This window comes from Fictibacillus iocasae, assembly GCF_042665465.1.
Lineage (GTDB): Bacteria > Bacillota > Bacilli > Bacillales > Fictibacillaceae > Fictibacillus > Fictibacillus iocasae.
In genome coordinates this window covers 62,320-79,738 of the sequence record NZ_JBHTCP010000051.1, presented here as the reverse complement: position 1 = coordinate 79,738, position 17,419 = coordinate 62,320, and the positions used below count along the sequence as shown (strand labels likewise).

The window sequence follows — 17,419 nt, the reverse complement described above, 5'->3', positions numbered from 1 at the left end:
GCTTGCACCTTCCGCCAACTCTCTACACCCTTTTCGCTTGCTACTGCTTCCTGATCATCGTTATTCATTAAAATTATGATGTTAATTTGTATTGTATGAAGCATTCCTACAATTGTCAAGGACACCTTGCATTTATTTTCGCCTGAAATCGTTCTACATAAACAGCGGCGAGATGATTTTGTAAAGCGTGTTAATAACAAATGGAACGCCCATATCAAAAATAGGGTAAATCACGTACTGATCAAGCGGTGTCAAGACAATCACCAAGAACAAGATGGCGCCGTAAGATTCATAGCGCATCATTTTCGTCCGGATACGGTCGGGAGCTAAATCTTCTAAAATACGGTACCCGTCAAGCGGCGGAAAAGGAAGAAGGTTAAACAAGAAGAGCACGATATTCAGCTGCAGCATTGTTCCGAGCAGTGACGAAACAAATTCAGCTCCTTTTCCAGATAAGGGAATCAAGGACGTCGCATCAAAAACAAAGAGCAGCACATAAGTAAATAAGGCGATCAGCAGGTTGCTTAGCGGACCGGCAGCCGATACAAGAATGCTGTACAAATGCGGCCTTTTGAAGTTCCTTCTGTCAACCGGGACAGGACGCGCCCATCCAAAACCGACGATTAAGATGAGTAGCGCACCGAGCGGATCAATGTGCGCAGCTGGATTAAACGTTAACCGTCCTTGGTTCTTTGCGGTATTGTCGCCGCATTTGTAGGCTGTATACGCATGCGCCCATTCGTGGACCGTAAAAGCGACGACAAGTGAAATAATAATAAATGGCAGTTCTTCTAATGAAAATCTAAAAAACCCATCCAATAGTCCGTCTCCTCTTTATTCGTAGTCTATTGTTTGATTTCACTGACAGAGATTGTCGCCTTATTTAATAGCTTGCGGTCATACTGCTGTGTGAGCACAAAAGAAATCAACAAGAACAGCATTAATACATAAAACAATACGGCAATATTGAAATGGTCGACGAGAAGACCGCCGAATAGCGGCGCGATCATCCGGCCTGCCGTCGCGGTGCTGTTGACGACTCCCTGGTAAAATCCAGCTCTTCCTGCTGGAGCAAGCTCTGCAGCAATGGAAGGTATGCCTGGCCAAACAAGCATTTCTCCAATGGTCAGTATAATCATTCCTGCCAGAAAACCAGAAAAGCTCGCTGCCTCCGCGATGACAAGAAAGGAGACAATAAAGATGGTGTAACCAACCATCATCTGAGCCTTTATCGATGGAATAAAGCGACGCAGCAACGGATTAACGATAGGCTGGCCAAGAACGATCAGCGCTCCGTTTACCGTCCAAAGCAGGCTGTAGAGCTTCACACTGATCCCCATCTCCTGTGTATGGGCAGCGATAGAGGACGGCCACTGGGCATAAGCGATCCAGGCAAAGAAATATCCTGTACACAATAACAGCAATGCTTGAAAGCCGCGCTGTTTTATCAATGAGGCAGACTCTTTTCTGATAGATTCCGCAGCAGGTGCAACAGCCCTGTCCCCGTCCATGTTTTTAAAGCTGAAAAGGACGAGCATGAAGAACGAAGCCAGCAACGCGGCGTTGCATATAAATGAAAGAGTAAAAGAATAGGAGGCGGCCATCCCACCAAGCGCAGCTCCGCCCGCCACTCCGGCATTCTGCGCGATATAAATGGCATTAAAAGCCTTTCTTCCTCCTTCTTTCCAAATCGTTCCCGCCATCGCATACATCGATGGAAATGTGATGCCTGTGCTGAAGCCAATCACGAATAATAGAATCGCATAGATGTAGAAAGAATGAAAAAAGATTAACAGGACAGAACAGACTAACGTGATGGACACACCGCCAAGAATTGTGCGGTAGCCGCCAAACCGGTCAAACATTGTGCCGCCAATCAAGTTTCCGAGTATTCCTGCCCCTGCGTTAAGCATCAGGACAACTCCCGCTGCTGTCAGTGTCTGATCAAGGTGATTGACCATAAAAATGGTGTTGACCGGCCATAAAAATGACGAGCCAGTAACATTTAAAACCATACCAATAATAAGAAGCCAAACACGAGCCGGCATTTTCATAAGCTGTTCCTCCTTGCTCCTTAAGTATTGTAGAATGTTTTGTGAAAGATTACAATTTTTGTTTACCGAGGAGAGTTTGTCAGCAAATTTCTGTACATGCTACAATGCAATATGGTGCTGTATAGCATCATTGAAAGGAGTCTTACCTATGGTTCATTTACAAGAACAGCCAGCACACTTTGGCGGCAAACCTTACTATACATGGAACGAACATTTGAAACAGCACTTTGGGGAAAAAATTATCAAAATTACACTCGATGGCGGGTTCGACTGCCCGAACCGTGACGGTAAAGCGGCATACGGCGGCTGTACGTTCTGTTCACAGAGCGGTTCAGGCGATTTTGCCGGCGACCGCCGTGACGATATCATCACCCAGTTTGAAACTGTTAAGAAACGCATGAACCGAAAATGGAAAAAAGGGAAATATATCGGGTATTTCCAAGCGTTTTCCAATACCTATGCACCGGTCGAAAAATTAAAAGAACTGTATGAGACCGTTCTTGAACAAGAGGATGTGGTGGGGCTTTCCATCGCCACCAGACCTGACTGCCTGCCGGACGACGTGGTCGAGTATTTAGCAGAATTGAATAAACGTACGTACTTATGGGTGGAGCTCGGCCTGCAAACCGTCCATGAACGGACGGCACAGCTCATTAACCGGGCACATGATTATGAGGTGTATGTGCAAGGTGTGAAGAAGCTCCGAAAGCATGGCATTTCTGTATGTGCTCATATCATAAACGGCCTTCCGCTTGAAACACCCGAGATGATGATGGAGACGGCGAAAGAAGTTTCTAAACTTGATGTGCAGGGCATCAAGATCCACCTGCTGCACCTGCTCAAGAAAACGCCGATGGTCAAGCAATATGAACAAGGTCTTGTAGAGTTCCTCGATTTTGATTCATATATTAAAATCGTTTGCGACCAGCTTGAGATCCTTCCACCTCAGATGATGATTCATAGACTCACAGGTGACGGACCGCAGGATTTATTGATTGGACCAATGTGGAGCAGCAATAAATGGAGCGTGCTGAATGCAATCGAAGACGAACTGAAGCGGCGCAGCAGCTTTCAAGGCAAGTACTTCTGCGCAGAAAAGGATAAGGTGAGGTAAATGAACGTATCCGGTATCCTGCCATTCGCTCGAGAACTTTTGGCCAAAGCGGCGGGAGATGGCGACATAATCATAGACGCGACTTGCGGAAACGGCCATGACACGTTGTTTCTTTCCAACCTTGTCGGTGCAAAAGGGCATGTATATGCTTTTGACGTTCAGGCTAAGGCGATAGAGAACGCTGCGCGACGACTTGCTGAACACGGAACACATGAGAATGTTACTTTTTTTCATTGCAGCCACAGTGAGCTTGGGAACCGAATTCCTTCTGACCTCACTGGGCAATTGGCTGGAGCGGTGTTTAATCTCGGTTATCTGCCCGGAGGGGATAAAGAGATCACAACCGCGGGACACTCGACCATTGAAGCAATCACGCAGCTGCTCGCCCTCATGAGAAATGGCGGCATAATTGTACTCGTCATCTATCATGGACATGAGGAAGGAAAGGTCGAAAAAGAAGAGGTGATGTCTTTCGTATCTTCTCTAGATCAAAAGCAAGCACACGTGCTGCAGTACCAATTCATCAATCAAAAAAACTCACCGCCGTTTATTGTCGCGATTGAAAAGAGATAAACACTTGATGTTTCATAGGAACAACAAAAGCTGTCTAATGCGTTTGTCAAAACGCCCTAGTCAGCTTTTGTTATTTTATAAAGAACTTCTCGAATTAAGCAACAATATTTACGAAAACAGCTATTTATTATCCTTCTCATTCATCTTAAATGAGCTGATGATAGTCTCCAAATCGATTGCCATGTTGGAAAGCTGGCTGACCGATTGTTGGATTTCTTGCATAGAAGCGACCTGTTCTTCGGCAGAGACCGCTGTTTTCAACGTATATTCTGATGAATTCCGTGCAACGTCTGCCATATCCTGTACAGATGCAGCCACTTCTTCTGAGCCTGCAGAAATTTCTTGGCTTGTGGCTGAAATTTCTTCTATCTGAGCTGCCATTCTGTCCATGGAGTCTACTATATCTGTAAACTTTGCTTTTGAACGGTCGGTGATTTCCATTCCGCTAATCACGTTTTGGCGTACTTCGTTCATTGCCGTCACAGATCGTTCGGTTCCGTCTTGAACCTCTTTTACAATGGCACCAATTTTCTGGGCCGACTGATTTGTTTCATCAGCGAGCTTTCTGACTTCGTCGGCTACGACTGCAAACCCTTTACCCGATTCTCCCGCTCGCGCAGCTTCAATTGCTGCGTTTAATGCAAGCAGATTCGTCTGGCCTGCAATATCAGAAATGATATTTACAATATCATCGATTTCTTTAGATAAATTATTTAAAATGCGAATGCGTTCATCTGTCACATCAACCGATTGTTTTATCTCGTCCATTTGGTTTGCTGTTTTTTCAACAAACACAGCACCTTCTTCTGCCTTCGCAACAGTATCAGAAGTCATTTCCGAGAGAGATGCCGAGCTTTCCGCAATACGTGCAATGCCGATTGATGTTTCCTCTACAGCTTGTGCACTTTCTATAGACATTTGCATTTGATTATCCGATCCGGCAGCCATTTCTTTCATAGACTTGCTCATTTCCTGACTTGCTGCAATTGTCTGGTCCGCACTCGCCGAGAGCTGCTGAGAGCTTGATGCTACTTGCTCAGAGCTCATGGCCAAGGTTCGGATCACATGCTTTAGATTGCCTGCCATTTCAATAAACGCTTCGTTTAACTGGCCAACCTCGTCCTTCTGTTCAATAGAAGCGATCTTAACCGTCAGGTCACCCTTGGCAATTCGGCTGGCGTTTTCCGCCAGCTTTTTAATTGGAACTGTAATTCTTGCCGTATATCTTCGAGTGATGATTCCTGTAACCAATAGCAGAGAAAGGCTGCCGATCAGCGCTGCATAAATAACAAAAGAAATCTGCTCTTTAATATGCGCTGTTTTCTGCTCATGCTGCTGGTTGGCTTCTTTTCTTAATAGATACATATCATTTAGCATACCTTTTGTCCGCAATGACTGTACCTTTGCTTCATTTGTATTTTTTTCAGCCAAAGCTTTCTTACTCGCATTTTCCAATGAATTGAATTTCTTGGAAATGACCGTAAGTTTTTTCTGATATGATTTTCCTGACAAACTTTTCTGCAGCATAGACAATTTGCCGCTCGTCTGCTTTAAGCCTCCCTTTACCACTTCACCGTTCGCCTCTGAAGGTAAAAAAGAGTAAATTCCTAATGCTTGCTGAGTATACGTGATATCTGAATTCAGGCTCTCGATTTTTAATAAATTGCTTACGTCATTTTCGCTGGCTGACTGGACTTTCATCATTTGCACGATGATAAAACCAATCATTAAAACAGCCAATACGAGTGGAATAAGTGCATTTAACAACAGTTTTTTTCTGAGGTTCATGGTCATACTTCCTTTACTAGTAATCGGTCGGAACGTTTATTTTTCCTGATTCGATGCTTTTTTTCATTTCTTCTAGCTTAGATTTTTCTTCTTCTGACAGTGAGATGATACGAATATCAGCCATGCCGACTCCATTTTCCTTTAAGCCCAGTTCAGCTCGTTTCGTAAGCTTGCCTTTCTGCAAGTCTTGAATACTGCTGTATATGGAGTGGTCGATTTTTTTCACCATAGAAGAAACAACAGATTTTTCAGCGAGAAAGTATTGATCAGAGTCAACCCCGAATGAGTACACTTGCTTTTCCTGAGCTGTGTTTAATACACCTAGACCTGTCAGTCCTGCCGCTGGATAAAGATAATCTGCACCTTGATCAATCATGTCTGCTGCGAGTTTAGCACCTATTTCCGGCTTTCCAAAGTCACCCGCATACTGAATGATAACCTTGGTATTTGGATCGGCAGCTTTAGCCCCTTCCAAGAATCCGGCAGCAAATTTCCGAATCAATGGAACGTCCATTCCGCCGATAAAACCGATCGTATCCGTACTGGACTTCATAGCAGCAAGGTACCCAACCAAGTAGCTTCCTTGTTCTTCTTTAAAATTAATCGTGTATACATTCTCCAGCTTTGATTGAGAATCGATCAGAAGAAATTTCTGTTTCGGAAATTCCTTAGCCACTTTTTCCATCGGTTCCTGGACCATGAAGCCAAGTCCTATTACGATATCGTTTCCTTCCTTAGCCAGCTGCCTTAAACCATTTTCATAGGATTTTGTTTCGCTAAGCTCTTTATAATCAAATAAGATGCCCAGTTCGTCCCTCGCTTTCTCAAGTCCAGCAAAGCCAGCATCACTGAATGACTGGTCACCTAAACCAACGTCAGACAGCATGATGCCTACCTTCATTGGTTTCTTTCCTTTTTCTGTTTCTCCTGAACAGCCCGCAATGGCGGACATAACTAAAATAAAGATGAACGCGGTAAATAGTTTCTTCATTTATGTTCCTCCTAGATGAAAGAATAATCTATTGAATAACATAGACTCTTATTACTATCGTGTGGTGGAAAATAAAATGAAGTGAGATCGGACAGATTATTAAAATAACACAATTTAGAAAAATCAGACCTTATGTTTTTCACAAATTCCCCTATGACCAAAAGCCTTACCCAATAACAAAAAAGAGGGGTTCCATTTGAATGGGAACTCCTCTTTTTTATTAACCTCTATTGATGAAGCACGACATTTAATAAGAAGGCTTCAATTTCTGATATATGCGGCGGTTCATGTAAAAAAATAAGGAAACCGTCCCTCCTAGCCGCACTAGCTTGGACGCGGCCTTTTTGACAGCTGGGCACTCCTTTACCTTTTGGTCAGACAGATAGATTCCGAGCAGACCGCGGTGGATGAGCCGGTGGAATCGTGAATGAGGGAGAACAGCAAGGCTTTTATCTGCCTGTGTGATAAAGTAAGTTAGCCTTTCAAGCATCTCTTCTTTAGAGCTATAGTAGGAGCAAAAGTTCAAATCTCCTTCTATCCTGTCCTCATCCTGATCAATAAAATAATCCAAAAGGATATGCAGCCCTTGCACCCAAGGAAAATAGCCAGTCTTGATCTGGGAAGCGTGTTTTTCTGTAAAGCCTTCACAAAAAGCATAGCTCACTAGAGAGAAGATACCGAGCGTCGAACCGGCACAGGCGGAAAACTCATACCAGCTCATCTGAGGCAATCCGGCTTTATGTGCATCAAACCATTTTTTCAGGCGCGTTTCCCGTTCTTGTTTGATCACGTGCTTATGTATTTGCAAATCGCAATAAATGGAAGCGAGTTCAAGCAAGCTGCCGGCTATTTTCTCATAACCGCAAAGATTCTGCAGGACACCTTGGCAGCATGACACAAGCTTGTGCAAATACCCGCCATCCTCCTGCTCATCTCGAAAACGGTAATAATTTCGTGCAGGCGCCCCTGGTGTGAGGGCATCCTCCATGGATTCATGAAGAGCAGAGAAGTCTTTGTCATCGAGTGATGTGCTGCGGTCGCAAAGGTTGTCCAAATAATCGCTGATTGTCTGATAGGCGACAATAAATTGAATCGCTTGATCTTGAAACCTGCCGGCAGGAAGAGCCAGTATGGCTCCTCCTTCGCAATGAAAGGTTTTGGAACAGATACTTGCGAGCGCCTGCCTGCGCAGCTCTGGATCGGGTATACATTCCGCTTTTCTCTGCCATTCGTTCAAACAAGAATGAACGGCAGGAAAGATCCGTTTATACACGGTATACATTAACGCAATCGGGTGGGTCGGGACAGAAATCATGCAGCATGCTCCTCTGCTTGTTGTTTACTTCTTTACCTTCCCCCTTGTTCCGTTAACTATGCAAATGCAGGAACTTCTCTAAATACGTGTACACATGCTCACGCTCGGGCTCGTTCAGCACCTCATGATAAAGATCTGGAAACTCTTTGAAGCTTCTTTCGCCAAGATCTATCGCACTGAACCACTGTCTAACCGAATCTTTATCGACGATCAAATCGTTGCCCGCCTGCAGGACAAGGAGCGGCACGTCAGGAAATCTCTTGTATCCTTCCATCGCTGCTTTCATCGCTAAAGTCAATTCACGGTACCACCGGACAGATACTTTCTTGACAAGCAGCATATCGCCTTCATCACGCATGCGCATCTCTTCGTTTCTTGTCCCGCTGCCTGGCGGAAGATTCGTCGAAAATTTAACAGAAGGCGCAATTTTATTCAGCACAAGGGAAAGTGCTTCTTTGCCTTTAGATGGCGGGTTCACGAGCCCAAGACAAGGAGACGATAGAACAACCGCTGTGACGGGCATTTCTTTTTCCATCAAAGAACGGATGACGGCAAGCCCTCCCATGCTGTGACCGAAAAGGAAGACAGGAAGGCCAAATCCTGCAGCCGTGTGAACCCATCCTTCAATTTCTTGGATATAATCATTAAAAGAGTTAATATGACCGCGTCTTCTTGTCGTCGTACCTTGGCCGGGTAGGTCTCCCATCACACAATGGTAGCCTGATTCATTCAGCCTTCTGATCACCCATTCATATCGCCTGTGATATTCTCCCGCTCCGTGAACGAGCACAACCGTTCCTTTACTATGTTCTTTGCTTGATTTCCAAGTCCACATGTTATAACCCCCTTCTCTTACCTCTAACCGTTTGCTACACTTTTAACGTACTTAATCCTTTTAACGATAGGAAGTGCCTGTATGATTTATCCTTATCATGATAAAAAACCTGTCATTTCAAGCAGCGCATTCATCGCCGATTATGCGACAATCACAGGAGATGTTACGATTGGAGATAACAGCTCCATCTGGTTCAACACAGTAATACGCGGTGACGTGTCACCTACCATCATCGGTGCCAGAGTCAACGTCCAAGATAACTCTGTCCTCCACCAAAGCCCGAACCGGCCGCTTATCCTAGAAGATGGCGTTACGGTAGGCCATTCAGTTATCCTGCACAGCTGCACGGTAAAAAAGAACGCGTTGATCGGCATGGGCTCTCTTATACTTGACGGAGCTGAAGTGGGGGAAGGGGCATTCATCGGCGCAGGAAGCCTCGTTCCTCCTGGTAAAGTGATTCCGCCGGATACCCTAGCTTTCGGCAGACCGGCTAAAGTCATACGAACCCTGACCGATGCTGACAGAGCGGATATGGCGAGGATACGCCGCGAATATGAAGAAAAAGGCCAATATTATAAGTCTATCCAGAAGCCGGAGCGTTAAATTCAATCAAGTTGCCGTCCGGATCACTGACGAACACTTGATGCCAGGGTGTTTTATTGCGGGGGGTGTCTTTATACACAGCCCCTCCTTTTTCAAGCCTGAGGATAAGCTCGGACATATTCTTCACCCTGACAGCAAAATGGCCGTCACGGCTGTCAATGGCTGTGGAATTCCTGCGTGCTGATCCTGTTTCATGCACGATTAAATGAAGCTGAGTACTTCCGATCCTATACCATTCGCCAGGAAAGTTAAATTCCGGCCGCTCTGATGACACGTTGAACCCCAGTACATCCTCATAAAAGACTTTCGCTGCCGTCAAATCCCGGACAAGCAGAGACACATGGTGAATGCCTTCGTACATATCTATTCCCCCTGCGGCTAACTTTTAGTGTATATCATTCTATCACAATGCGTTCTTGTATGAGAAAGCTGACCTTCATAAAAGTCATACAATTCCTTAAAACTGCCATAACACAAACTTCGTATCATGAACATAACGTCATGAACAGGGGGTCTTTCAATGATCAAGATGATGGGCTGGATCTATGAAAAAGAATGTGTATTCTTCAGACTGATCAATGACAGGATGCAGCACAGGATGTTTGATGCTTATTTCCGACGCATCACCCATGCAGGTGGGGCTACATTTTCCATCCTATCCGTGATCCTTCTCGCTCTCTTTATGCCTCATGATCAAAAGCCAGCAGCGTATGCATGCATGTTTTCTTTGCTGGTAAGCCATCTTCCTGTCGCTGTCGCCAAAAAATGCTATCCGCGCAAACGTCCTTATCTCGCATTGCCTGGCACACGCACAACAGAAAATCCGCTAAAGGACCACTCGTTTCCGTCCGGACATACGACGGCTGTTTTCTCCGTCGTTACACCGCTGGCTCTGCTATTTCCCATAACATGTATTTTCTTGCTTCCGCTTGCTGTCTCTGTTGGTTTATCTCGCATGTACCTCGGCCTGCATTACCCGACTGATGTCCTCGCAGGCTTCGTGTTAGGCACAAGCTCAGGTTTCTTTTCACTGTTTTTAATGAAAGTGTATGCTGTTCCATACTTTTTATAAAACAGGAGGCTGAACGAATGAAGCTGGCTTTATTTACAGACACGTACGAACCGCAAGTTAATGGTGTCGCAAAAACCCTTTCAAGACTAACTTCCTTTCTGCAGTCACAGCACGTTGACGTTATGCTTATTTCTCCTGTACTTTCCCAGGACGGCCATTCGATGCAGACATGCGCATTGCCGAGCATGCCCTTTTTTCTCTACCCGGAATGCCGTATCGCCGTTCCCAACAAGTCAGCTCTTGAAAAAGCTCTTCATTCATTTCAGCCCGATCTACTTCATGTGGCTACACCGTTCAACACTGGATGGTGCGGTCTGCATTATGGCAAGAAATCCGGCACTCCAATGGTCGCTTCTTATCATACCCACTTTGATAAGTACTTGGCCTATTACCGTTTAGATTTTTTCTCTCCCCTGCTTTGGAAGTACATGAGATGGTTTCATGAGCCATTTCAACGAATCTTCGTCCCTTCGGCTGAAACCCAATCAGCCCTTTCTTCACACGGTTTTTCAAATATTCATATTTGGTCCCGCGGAGTGGATTGCACACAATACTCCCCCTCTAAACACAACGCAAGCATAAGAGAAAAATACGACATTGAGGAGAAGTATCTCTTCATGTTCGCTGGCAGGCTCGCTCCAGAAAAGGACCTGGATACATTAACAGAAATCATCACTTCGCTTCCTCCTCCCCTGCAAGAAGAGGTTCACTGGATCATCGTCGGCGACGGTCCTTGCTTCAAGGAGATGAAACAGCGCCTTCGAAGCTCTAAAGCAACCTTCACCGGTTATTTATCAGGGGAAGAGCTCGCTAGTACATACGCGTCTTCTGACTTGTTTGTTTTTCCGTCCTCCACCGAAACGTTCGGTAATGTTGTCCTTGAGGCAATGGCTTCTGGAACACCTGCACTTGTTGCAGATAAAGGCGGGGTAACAGGAATTGTCACTCATGGTGAAACCGGTATGATCTGCGAGAGCCGCAACGCCCAGTCTTTTGTTGAATCCATCCAAACAGTATGTGCACACAAAGCCTTTCTGGAAAAAATGAGCACAAACGCCCGCAAGTATGCTCTGTCTCAGTCGTGGTCTACCATTTTAGGCGGACTGCTGATACAATACGAAGAAGTCCTTTTTGAGAAACGAAAAAGCTATACCGCATAAGGAGGGTGAAGCGTATGAAAGCAGGGATAATTGGTGCAGGTTATGTTGGGCTCGTGACGGCTGCTTGTTTTGCATCAAGAGGATTGGACATCATGGTCCACGACACCTCAAAAGAAAAAATTGCCACATTAAATGCTGGAGGCTTGCCGATCTTTGAACCCGGCCTTGAAAAACTCCTTACTGGACATACCATCTCTTTCACCAATTGTGTGAAAGAGCTCGTAGAAACATGCCGATATATTTTCCTATGCGTCGGAACACCTCAAGGAGCAGATGGCGAAGCGGATTTAAGCTATTTACAGAGCGCGGTAGAAGCGATTTGTCATTATACAGAAGCAGACAAGTACATTATTATTAAGAGCACCGTCCCTCCAGGCACAGCTCGAAGAATGGAAGAGCTCTCCCGATCACTGAACAAAAACTGTAAGCTGACCTTCATCAGCAATCCTGAATTTCTGCGTCAAGGAAGTGCGGTCCATGACTTTCTATATCCAGACCGGATCATCGTCGGATCAGATAAGCCACTATCGGGTGAAGAAGTGCTTTCTCTTTATGAAAAGTGGGATTGCCCAAAACTGCTGATGAGCCGAGAAAGTGCAGAACTGGCCAAATATGCAGCCAACTCGTTCCTTGCCATGAAAATCTCCTACAGTAACATGATCGCCTCTCTTGCTGACCGGGCAGGTGCATCCATCGATGACATTCAGGCTGCCATCGGATCGGACAGCCGTATCGGAAAAGACTTCTTAAAAGCAGGCGCAGGCTTCGGCGGCTCGTGCTTTCCTAAAGATCTGAATGCCATGCTTCACATCGGGAGAAAGCATGGAACGGAACTGCCGCTCATTGAAAACACCCTTGCCCTTAACGAAAATCAGCCAGCAGCCGTTGTTAGCAAAATAAAAGCAGCATTGAAAGAATTAACAGATAAACGAATAGCTATTCTAGGGCTTTCTTTTAAGCCGATGACTGATGATGTGCGCTGTTCTCCTGCGGTCTCTGTCGCTGAACACCTTCTGAATGAAGGGGCTAAAGTGATTCTTTACGACCCGCTCGTCCGGCATAATCCTGTTCATCGTGCGGCAAAAGGAGCGAGTTTGAAAGAAAGTTTAAAGCAATCCGACGCAGCCGTCATCATGACAGATTGGCCGGAATTCAGACAGCTTCTGCAGCCTGACATGTTAAATACACTTAAAAGAAAAATCATTATAGACGGACGCAATATGTTTAGGATCGAAGAAATTGAAATGCTCAGCAAAGAAGTATCTATGTATTATGCCTCAATCGGAAGACCCTTGCATGACTCACTGACTGCTAAAAGTGTGTGAAAGCCAATGGGTGGATCTCCGCTCCAGGGTTGTGCCTGTAACGGAGATCCACCACTTCTTAGAATTCTAACAAGAAGGATGAGAGCCAGTTCACCTTGCATTCACGCCGAGTGAATTTTTTGGAAGGAATTAAACAGGTCACACCTCCCCTCCCGACGGCTTTTGCGCCATTTTTCTGATTTGAAATATCTTAAAATTTACCGCGTGTGTTTTTATTCCGATCGTAAACATACGCGCCGCTTTTAACAGCTTGCGCGCCAATTTTAAAGCATCATGACTATAAAAAAAGCCACGTGATTTAAAAAATCGCGTGGCTTTTTCATATGAGTATTAAGCGTTCGCTTGTTCTTTAAGCGCTGCTGCTTTGTCTGTCTGCTCCCAAGGAAGCTCGATGTCTGTACGTCCGAAGTGGCCGTAGGCAGCTGTCTGCTTGTAGATCGGGCGGCGAAGGTCTAGCATCTTGATGATGCCTGCAGGACGAAGGTCAAAGTTGTTGCGTACAAGCTCAACCAAAACTTCTTCATCCACTTTGCCTGTTTCAAATGTGTTAACAGCGATAGATACTGGCTGAGCCACGCCGATCGCGTAAGCTAGCTGAACTTCAACTTTGTCAGCAAGGCCTGATGCGACGATGTTCTTCGCAACATAACGTGCCGCGTATGCCGCAGAACGGTCAACCTTTGTTGCATCCTTACCAGAGAATGCACCGCCGCCATGGCGAGCGTATCCGCCGTAAGTGTCAACGATGATCTTGCGGCCAGTCAAGCCTGCATCACCTTGAGGTCCGCCGATTACGAAGCGGCCAGTTGGGTTGATGAAGTATTTTGTGTTCTCGTCGATCAATTCAGCTGGAACCACTGGCTTGATTACTTTTTCTTTAACATCCGCTTGAATTTCTTCAAGTGTGTTTTCAGGGTGGTGCTGTGTAGAGATAACGATCGTGTCGATGCGCACTGGCTTGTCGTTCTCATCGTATTCAACCGTTACCTGCGTTTTCCCATCAGGACGAAGGTATGGAATCTCTTCGCTCTTGCGCACTTCTGTCAAACGGCGTGAAAGCTTGTGAGCAAGTGAGATCGGAAGCGGCATAAGCTCAGGTGTTTCGTTGCAAGCATATCCGAACATGAGACCTTGGTCGCCTGCTCCGATCGCTTCGATTTCCTCATCCGTCATGGAACCTTCACGCGCTTCAAGTGCCTGGTCAACACCCATCGCGATGTCAGCAGACTGCTCGTCGATAGAAGTCAGAACAGCACATGTTTCAGAGTCAAATCCGTATTTCGCACGGTCGTAACCGATTTCTTTCACCGTTTCACGGACAACTTTAGGAATATCAACATACGTAGACGTTGTAATTTCACCTGCAACAAGAACAAGTCCTGTTGTTACAGACGTTTCACACGCAACACGCGCATTAGGATCATGAGTTAAAATCTCATCAAGAATAGCATCTGAGATCTGGTCACAAATTTTATCCGGATGTCCTTCTGTAACAGACTCGGATGTGAATAAACGGCGGCTTACTTTTTTAGACACTTGAGGTCCTCCCTTAAATTGAAAAAGATAGATACGGTACTTTATTCCTCTATATAACTAACATATATATTCCGCTGACTGATTTAGGGCATAAAAAAAACCTTTCCCTGTTTAAGAAGCGAGGGAAAAGGATTCCATTCCATGCCTTCACCTCTTATTCTCAAGGTATTCACCTTGCAGGTTAGCACCTTCTCACTCAGAAGTTCTGAGTGCAGGTTGCTGGGTTTCATAGGGCCTGTCCCTCCACCTACTCGGAATAAGAGTAGCCGTTCGGAGATTATAATAGCGCAGTTGACCACTAGTGTCAACAGCTGCGATCTGGTAAATTCAGTCGCGTTCCTTTCTATAGCAGGCTCTTCAAAACAGAGCGGTCTTTCCTTTTAGGTGTTTCTTTCAATTAACAGAACCTTTTAATAATAACTTGCCTATTTTAAGAACTTTTTACGATAAAAACGATAAAATAGTATACATTATTTAAATCAATGTGTTATACTAATTAAGATAAAAACTTAGGATAAAGGATGGTATCGCCTTATATGAATACTGTAGAATCCACGAATTCTTTGAATGAATTGGTAAACAGCCCGCAAACACATATGAACCTGCCAGTACCTGTTCTTGTAGAAAAAGCTTTGCTCCGTAAAGAAGGATTATTAACTTCCACAGGAGCGCTTCGTGCGACTACCGGGAAATATACAGGCCGTTCTCCAGAAGATAAATTCATTGTGGAAGAAACATCCAGCAAAGCAAAGATCGATTGGGGAAAAACGAACAAACCTTTTTCTTCCGAAAAATTTGAAAGCCTTTACAAAAAGGTGCTCGCTTATCTTGGAAATAAGGAAGAGCTCTTCCTTTTCAGAGGCTACGCTGGTGCAGACCATGCTTACCGCCTTCCTATCCAGGTAATTAACGAGTACGCATGGCATAACTTATTCGCGCACCAGATGTTCGTAAGACCGAACAACTTGGAAGAAGCAAAAGCCATCGATCCGGGCTTTACGGTCATTTCGGCTCCTGGATTCTTTGCAAATCCAGCTGAAGATGGCACAAACTCTGAAACTTTCATCATTATATCATTTGAGAAGCGGATTATCCTAATTGGCGGTACAGAATATGCCGGAGAAATAAAAAAATCCGTGTTTTCTGTCATGAACTACCTTCTTCCGGAAGAAGGCATCCTTTCTATGCACTGTTCAGCAAACGTCGGGACTGAAGGCGATGTTGCCCTTTTCTTCGGCCTTTCAGGGACAGGTAAAACAACACTCTCAGCAGATCCTAACCGCCGTCTGATCGGTGACGATGAGCACGGCTGGGCGAATACTGGCGTGTTTAACATCGAAGGCGGATGCTATGCAAAATGTATCAACTTGTCCAAAGAAAAAGAGCCGCAAATCTGGAACGCCATCCGATATGGCAGTGTTTTAGAAAACGTGGTTGTGGACAGCGATACACGCTTGAGCGATTACGACGACTCTTCACTGACAGAAAATACACGGGCGGCTTACCCTGTTGACGCGATTCCTAATGTCATGATTCCTGGAGTAGCCGGCCATCCCAACACGATTATCTTTTTAACAGCAGACGCGTTTGGTGTTCTTCCCCCAATCAGCAAACTGACAAAAGAGCAGGCCATGTATCATTTCCTTTCTGGATACACGAGCAAGCTTGCTGGAACAGAGCGAGGCGTCACGTCTCCTCAGGCGACGTTCTCCACATGTTTCGGAGCTCCGTTCTTGCCGATGGAAGCAACGGTTTATGCCGAGATGCTCGGGAATAAGATCGATCAGCATGAAGTGAACGTATACTTAGTGAACACAGGCTGGAGCGGCGGAGAGTATGGCGTCGGCAGCCGGATGAACTTGGCTTATACACGCGCGATGGTGCAGGCGGCGCTGATTGGTGAGCTTCAAACGGTCGAAACAGTGGTGGATCCAATTTTCGGCCTTCACATTCCGGTCCACTGCCCTGGTGTTCCTGACCAAGTGCTTCAGCCTTCCAAGACATGGGCGGACCAAGCAGAATATGAAAAGAAAGCAAAAGAGCTCGCCGCAAAATTCAAAGCCAATTTTGAAAAGTTTTCAAACGTATCACAAGCCATCAAAAATGCAGGACCAATCGCATAAGAGCCAAAACAAGCTGCCGGAGTTTCCGGCAGCTTGTTTTAATCATTTTACAAAAGCATCTATTTCTTATTCCAATGTGCAGGATGCTTCAGCTGCTCTGGAAGTTTCGTAGATGCGTCTCCTTTTGCTGCATTAACCTGCGCTTGGGTAAGAAATAGGCTTCCTGTCAAGTCTGCTCCTCTAATGTCAGCATCACGCAAATCTGCCTCAATCAAGTCACAGAACCTCAGATCTGCGTTTCTTAGATTAGCGGCAATGAAGTATGCCCCCCGTAGATCCGTGCCTTTAAATTGGCGTGCTTAAGATTGGCACCCATCAAATCAGCATGCCTGCCCACCTTGTGCTTTCTTTTCCCGACTTGACTGCTTTTTATCCGATAAGGAGACCTTACCTTTTCGCTCGTCTTTAGAAGCCCTTCATTGACATTTATCCGGAGTAAATGGACATCCTGCTGCAGCAATTCTTCCGCACTGAGCATCGTCATTCGTTCTATAGTTTGATAGTGGCTCTCGAGCTCTTTGTATAGCGACGAAGCTTCAGGTCTCGTCAGCGATTCTGCCAAATACCAGAGCATCTCGTGAAGCTGGTGCATGACAGGCAGCACACGGAACATAAGCTGTGCCGTTTCCTTGTTAAGGCGCCAGTCGTGTCCCGAAAACGTCTGCTGCGATACCTTCTGTCCGGCACCAAAACAGTCAAAGACCGAACAGCCTTTGTAGCCGCTCGTTCTAAGATGGCTGTGAATCGAACAGCTGTTATCACCAAGAAGATTGCGGCAAGGCTCACCTCCATTCTTATTAACGGGAAAATCAGCAGACGCCGCAAAGGGCAGTGCCACACAGCAAAGGCCAAAACAGTTTTCACAGTCCGGTCTTAAATCATCCGCTAATGAAAAATCTCGATTAGTATCCAGAGTAGTCACCATAGAAA

At 45.5% G+C, this 17,419-nt stretch carries 15 protein-coding genes, 1 pseudogene, 1 riboswitch and 1 other annotated feature (1 of these 18 cut by a window edge); of the genes and pseudogenes, 7 read left to right on the top strand and 9 right to left on the bottom strand.

Features of this window, described 5'->3' with window-relative positions:
* Nucleotides 1-67: a binding site (T-box leader), on the bottom strand (it extends 168 nt beyond the left edge of the window).
* Nucleotides 68-153: 86 nt separating this feature from the next.
* Nucleotides 154-819 carry a site-2 protease family protein gene (locus ACFQPF_RS16820; protein ID WP_379751096.1) on the bottom strand — a complete coding sequence of 222 codons (666 nt, stop codon included), beginning with the start codon at nt 817-819 and terminating at the stop codon, nt 154-156.
* A 26-nt stretch (nt 820-845) separates the two neighbouring features.
* Nucleotides 846-2,048 carry an MDR family MFS transporter gene (locus ACFQPF_RS16815; protein ID WP_379751304.1) on the bottom strand — a complete coding sequence of 401 codons (1,203 nt, stop codon included), beginning with the start codon at nt 2,046-2,048 and terminating at the stop codon, nt 846-848.
* Nucleotides 2,049-2,202: 154 nt separating this feature from the next.
* On the opposite strand from ACFQPF_RS16815, the gene mnmL reads away from it, so the two are divergent.
* Nucleotides 2,203-3,168: a tRNA modification radical SAM protein MnmL/YtqA gene (mnmL, locus tag ACFQPF_RS16810; RefSeq protein ID WP_379751094.1), complete on the top strand. Its 966-nt coding sequence runs from the start codon at nt 2,203-2,205 to the stop codon at nt 3,166-3,168.
* The gene (mnmM, locus tag ACFQPF_RS16805) at nt 3,169-3,741 is read left to right on the top strand and encodes a tRNA 5-(aminomethyl)-2-thiouridylate-methyltransferase MnmM (RefSeq protein WP_379751092.1); all 573 of its coding nucleotides are present in this window, start codon (nt 3,169-3,171) and stop codon (nt 3,739-3,741) included.
* 120 nt (nt 3,742-3,861) lie between these two features.
* Here mnmM and ACFQPF_RS16800 read toward each other — a convergent pair whose 3' ends face one another.
* The 4 genes from ACFQPF_RS16800 to ACFQPF_RS16785 all read right to left on the bottom strand — a co-directional run bounded on the left by ACFQPF_RS16800 (nt 3,862) and on the right by ACFQPF_RS16785 (nt 8,670).
* Entirely contained in the window at nt 3,862-5,529 is a 1,668-nt protein-coding gene (locus ACFQPF_RS16800; RefSeq protein WP_379751090.1) for a methyl-accepting chemotaxis protein, read from the bottom strand.
* A gap of 16 nt (nt 5,530-5,545) precedes the next feature.
* Nucleotides 5,546-6,520, bottom strand: a complete 975-nt coding sequence (locus ACFQPF_RS16795; RefSeq protein WP_379751088.1) for a BMP family lipoprotein — start codon at nt 6,518-6,520, stop codon at nt 5,546-5,548.
* Between the two features lie 247 nt (nt 6,521-6,767).
* Entirely contained in the window at nt 6,768-7,832 is a 1,065-nt protein-coding gene (locus ACFQPF_RS16790) for a tetraprenyl-beta-curcumene synthase family protein (RefSeq protein ID WP_379751302.1), read from the bottom strand.
* Between the two features lie 55 nt (nt 7,833-7,887).
* Nucleotides 7,888-8,670: an alpha/beta hydrolase gene (locus tag ACFQPF_RS16785; RefSeq protein ID WP_379751086.1), complete on the bottom strand. Its 783-nt coding sequence runs from the start codon at nt 8,668-8,670 to the stop codon at nt 7,888-7,890.
* 81 nt (nt 8,671-8,751) lie between these two features.
* Between ACFQPF_RS16785 and ACFQPF_RS16780 the strand changes: the two genes are divergently transcribed.
* Entirely contained in the window at nt 8,752-9,273 is a 522-nt protein-coding gene (locus ACFQPF_RS16780; protein WP_379751084.1) for a gamma carbonic anhydrase, read from the top strand.
* On the opposite strand, the gene ACFQPF_RS16775 is transcribed toward ACFQPF_RS16780, so the two are convergent.
* Nucleotides 9,251-9,634 (bottom strand): VOC family protein, encoded by a 384-nt coding sequence (locus ACFQPF_RS16775; protein WP_379751082.1) that lies wholly within the window; start codon nt 9,632-9,634, stop codon nt 9,251-9,253. The genes ACFQPF_RS16780 and ACFQPF_RS16775 overlap by 23 nt on opposite strands.
* Nucleotides 9,635-9,793: 159 nt before the next feature.
* Here ACFQPF_RS16775 and ACFQPF_RS16770 point away from each other — a divergent pair, with 159 nt between their 5' ends.
* Genes ACFQPF_RS16770 through ACFQPF_RS16760 form a run of 3 tightly spaced genes read left to right on the top strand, consistent with a single transcriptional unit; the run spans nt 9,794 to nt 12,830 of the window.
* A complete protein-coding gene (locus tag ACFQPF_RS16770; RefSeq protein ID WP_379751080.1) occupies nt 9,794-10,345 on the top strand; it encodes a phosphatase PAP2 family protein in 552 nt (183 codons plus the stop codon).
* Between the two features lie 17 nt (nt 10,346-10,362).
* Nucleotides 10,363-11,505 (top strand): glycosyltransferase family 4 protein, encoded by a 1,143-nt coding sequence (locus tag ACFQPF_RS16765; protein WP_379751078.1) that lies wholly within the window; start codon nt 10,363-10,365, stop codon nt 11,503-11,505.
* A 14-nt stretch (nt 11,506-11,519) separates the two neighbouring features.
* On the top strand, nt 11,520-12,830 hold the full coding sequence (locus tag ACFQPF_RS16760) for a UDP-glucose dehydrogenase family protein (RefSeq protein WP_379751076.1): 1,311 nt from the start codon (nt 11,520-11,522) through the stop codon (nt 12,828-12,830).
* Between the two features lie 330 nt (nt 12,831-13,160).
* Here ACFQPF_RS16760 and metK read toward each other — a convergent pair whose 3' ends face one another.
* A complete protein-coding gene (gene metK, locus ACFQPF_RS16755; protein WP_379751074.1) occupies nt 13,161-14,366 on the bottom strand; it encodes a methionine adenosyltransferase in 1,206 nt (401 codons plus the stop codon).
* A gap of 151 nt (nt 14,367-14,517) precedes the next feature.
* Nucleotides 14,518-14,629, bottom strand: a riboswitch (SAM riboswitch).
* Between the two features lie 273 nt (nt 14,630-14,902).
* Between metK and pckA the strand changes: the two genes are divergently transcribed.
* A complete protein-coding gene (gene pckA, locus ACFQPF_RS16750) occupies nt 14,903-16,489 on the top strand; it encodes a phosphoenolpyruvate carboxykinase (ATP) (RefSeq protein WP_379751072.1) in 1,587 nt (528 codons plus the stop codon).
* Nucleotides 16,490-16,548: 59 nt separating this feature from the next.
* On the opposite strand, the pseudogene ACFQPF_RS16745 reads toward pckA, so the two are convergent.
* Nucleotides 16,549-17,414: pseudogene (locus ACFQPF_RS16745) on the bottom strand (pentapeptide repeat-containing protein).
* Nucleotides 17,415-17,419: the final 5 nt, after the last annotated feature.

Coding starts and splice junctions, on each gene's coding strand:
- ACFQPF_RS16775 (WP_379751082.1), bottom strand. CDS start 9,634: ATGTACGAAGGCATTCACCATGTGTCTCTGCTTGTCCGGGATTTGACG.
- ACFQPF_RS16815 (WP_379751304.1), bottom strand. CDS start 2,048: ATGCCGGCTCGTGTTTGGCTTCTTATTATTGGTATGGTTTTAAATGTT.
- ACFQPF_RS16800 (WP_379751090.1), bottom strand. CDS start 5,529: ATGAACCTCAGAAAAAAACTGTTGTTAAATGCACTTATTCCACTCGTA.
- ACFQPF_RS16770 (WP_379751080.1), top strand. CDS start 9,794: ATGATCAAGATGATGGGCTGGATCTATGAAAAAGAATGTGTATTCTTC.
- mnmL (WP_379751094.1), top strand. CDS start 2,203: ATGGTTCATTTACAAGAACAGCCAGCACACTTTGGCGGCAAACCTTAC.
- ACFQPF_RS16760 (WP_379751076.1), top strand. CDS start 11,520: ATGAAAGCAGGGATAATTGGTGCAGGTTATGTTGGGCTCGTGACGGCT.
- mnmM (WP_379751092.1), top strand. CDS start 3,169: ATGAACGTATCCGGTATCCTGCCATTCGCTCGAGAACTTTTGGCCAAA.
- pckA (WP_379751072.1), top strand. CDS start 14,903: ATGAATACTGTAGAATCCACGAATTCTTTGAATGAATTGGTAAACAGC.
- ACFQPF_RS16765 (WP_379751078.1), top strand. CDS start 10,363: ATGAAGCTGGCTTTATTTACAGACACGTACGAACCGCAAGTTAATGGT.
- ACFQPF_RS16785 (WP_379751086.1), bottom strand. CDS start 8,670: ATGTGGACTTGGAAATCAAGCAAAGAACATAGTAAAGGAACGGTTGTG.
- ACFQPF_RS16780 (WP_379751084.1), top strand. CDS start 8,752: ATGATTTATCCTTATCATGATAAAAAACCTGTCATTTCAAGCAGCGCA.
- ACFQPF_RS16795 (WP_379751088.1), bottom strand. CDS start 6,520: ATGAAGAAACTATTTACCGCGTTCATCTTTATTTTAGTTATGTCCGCC.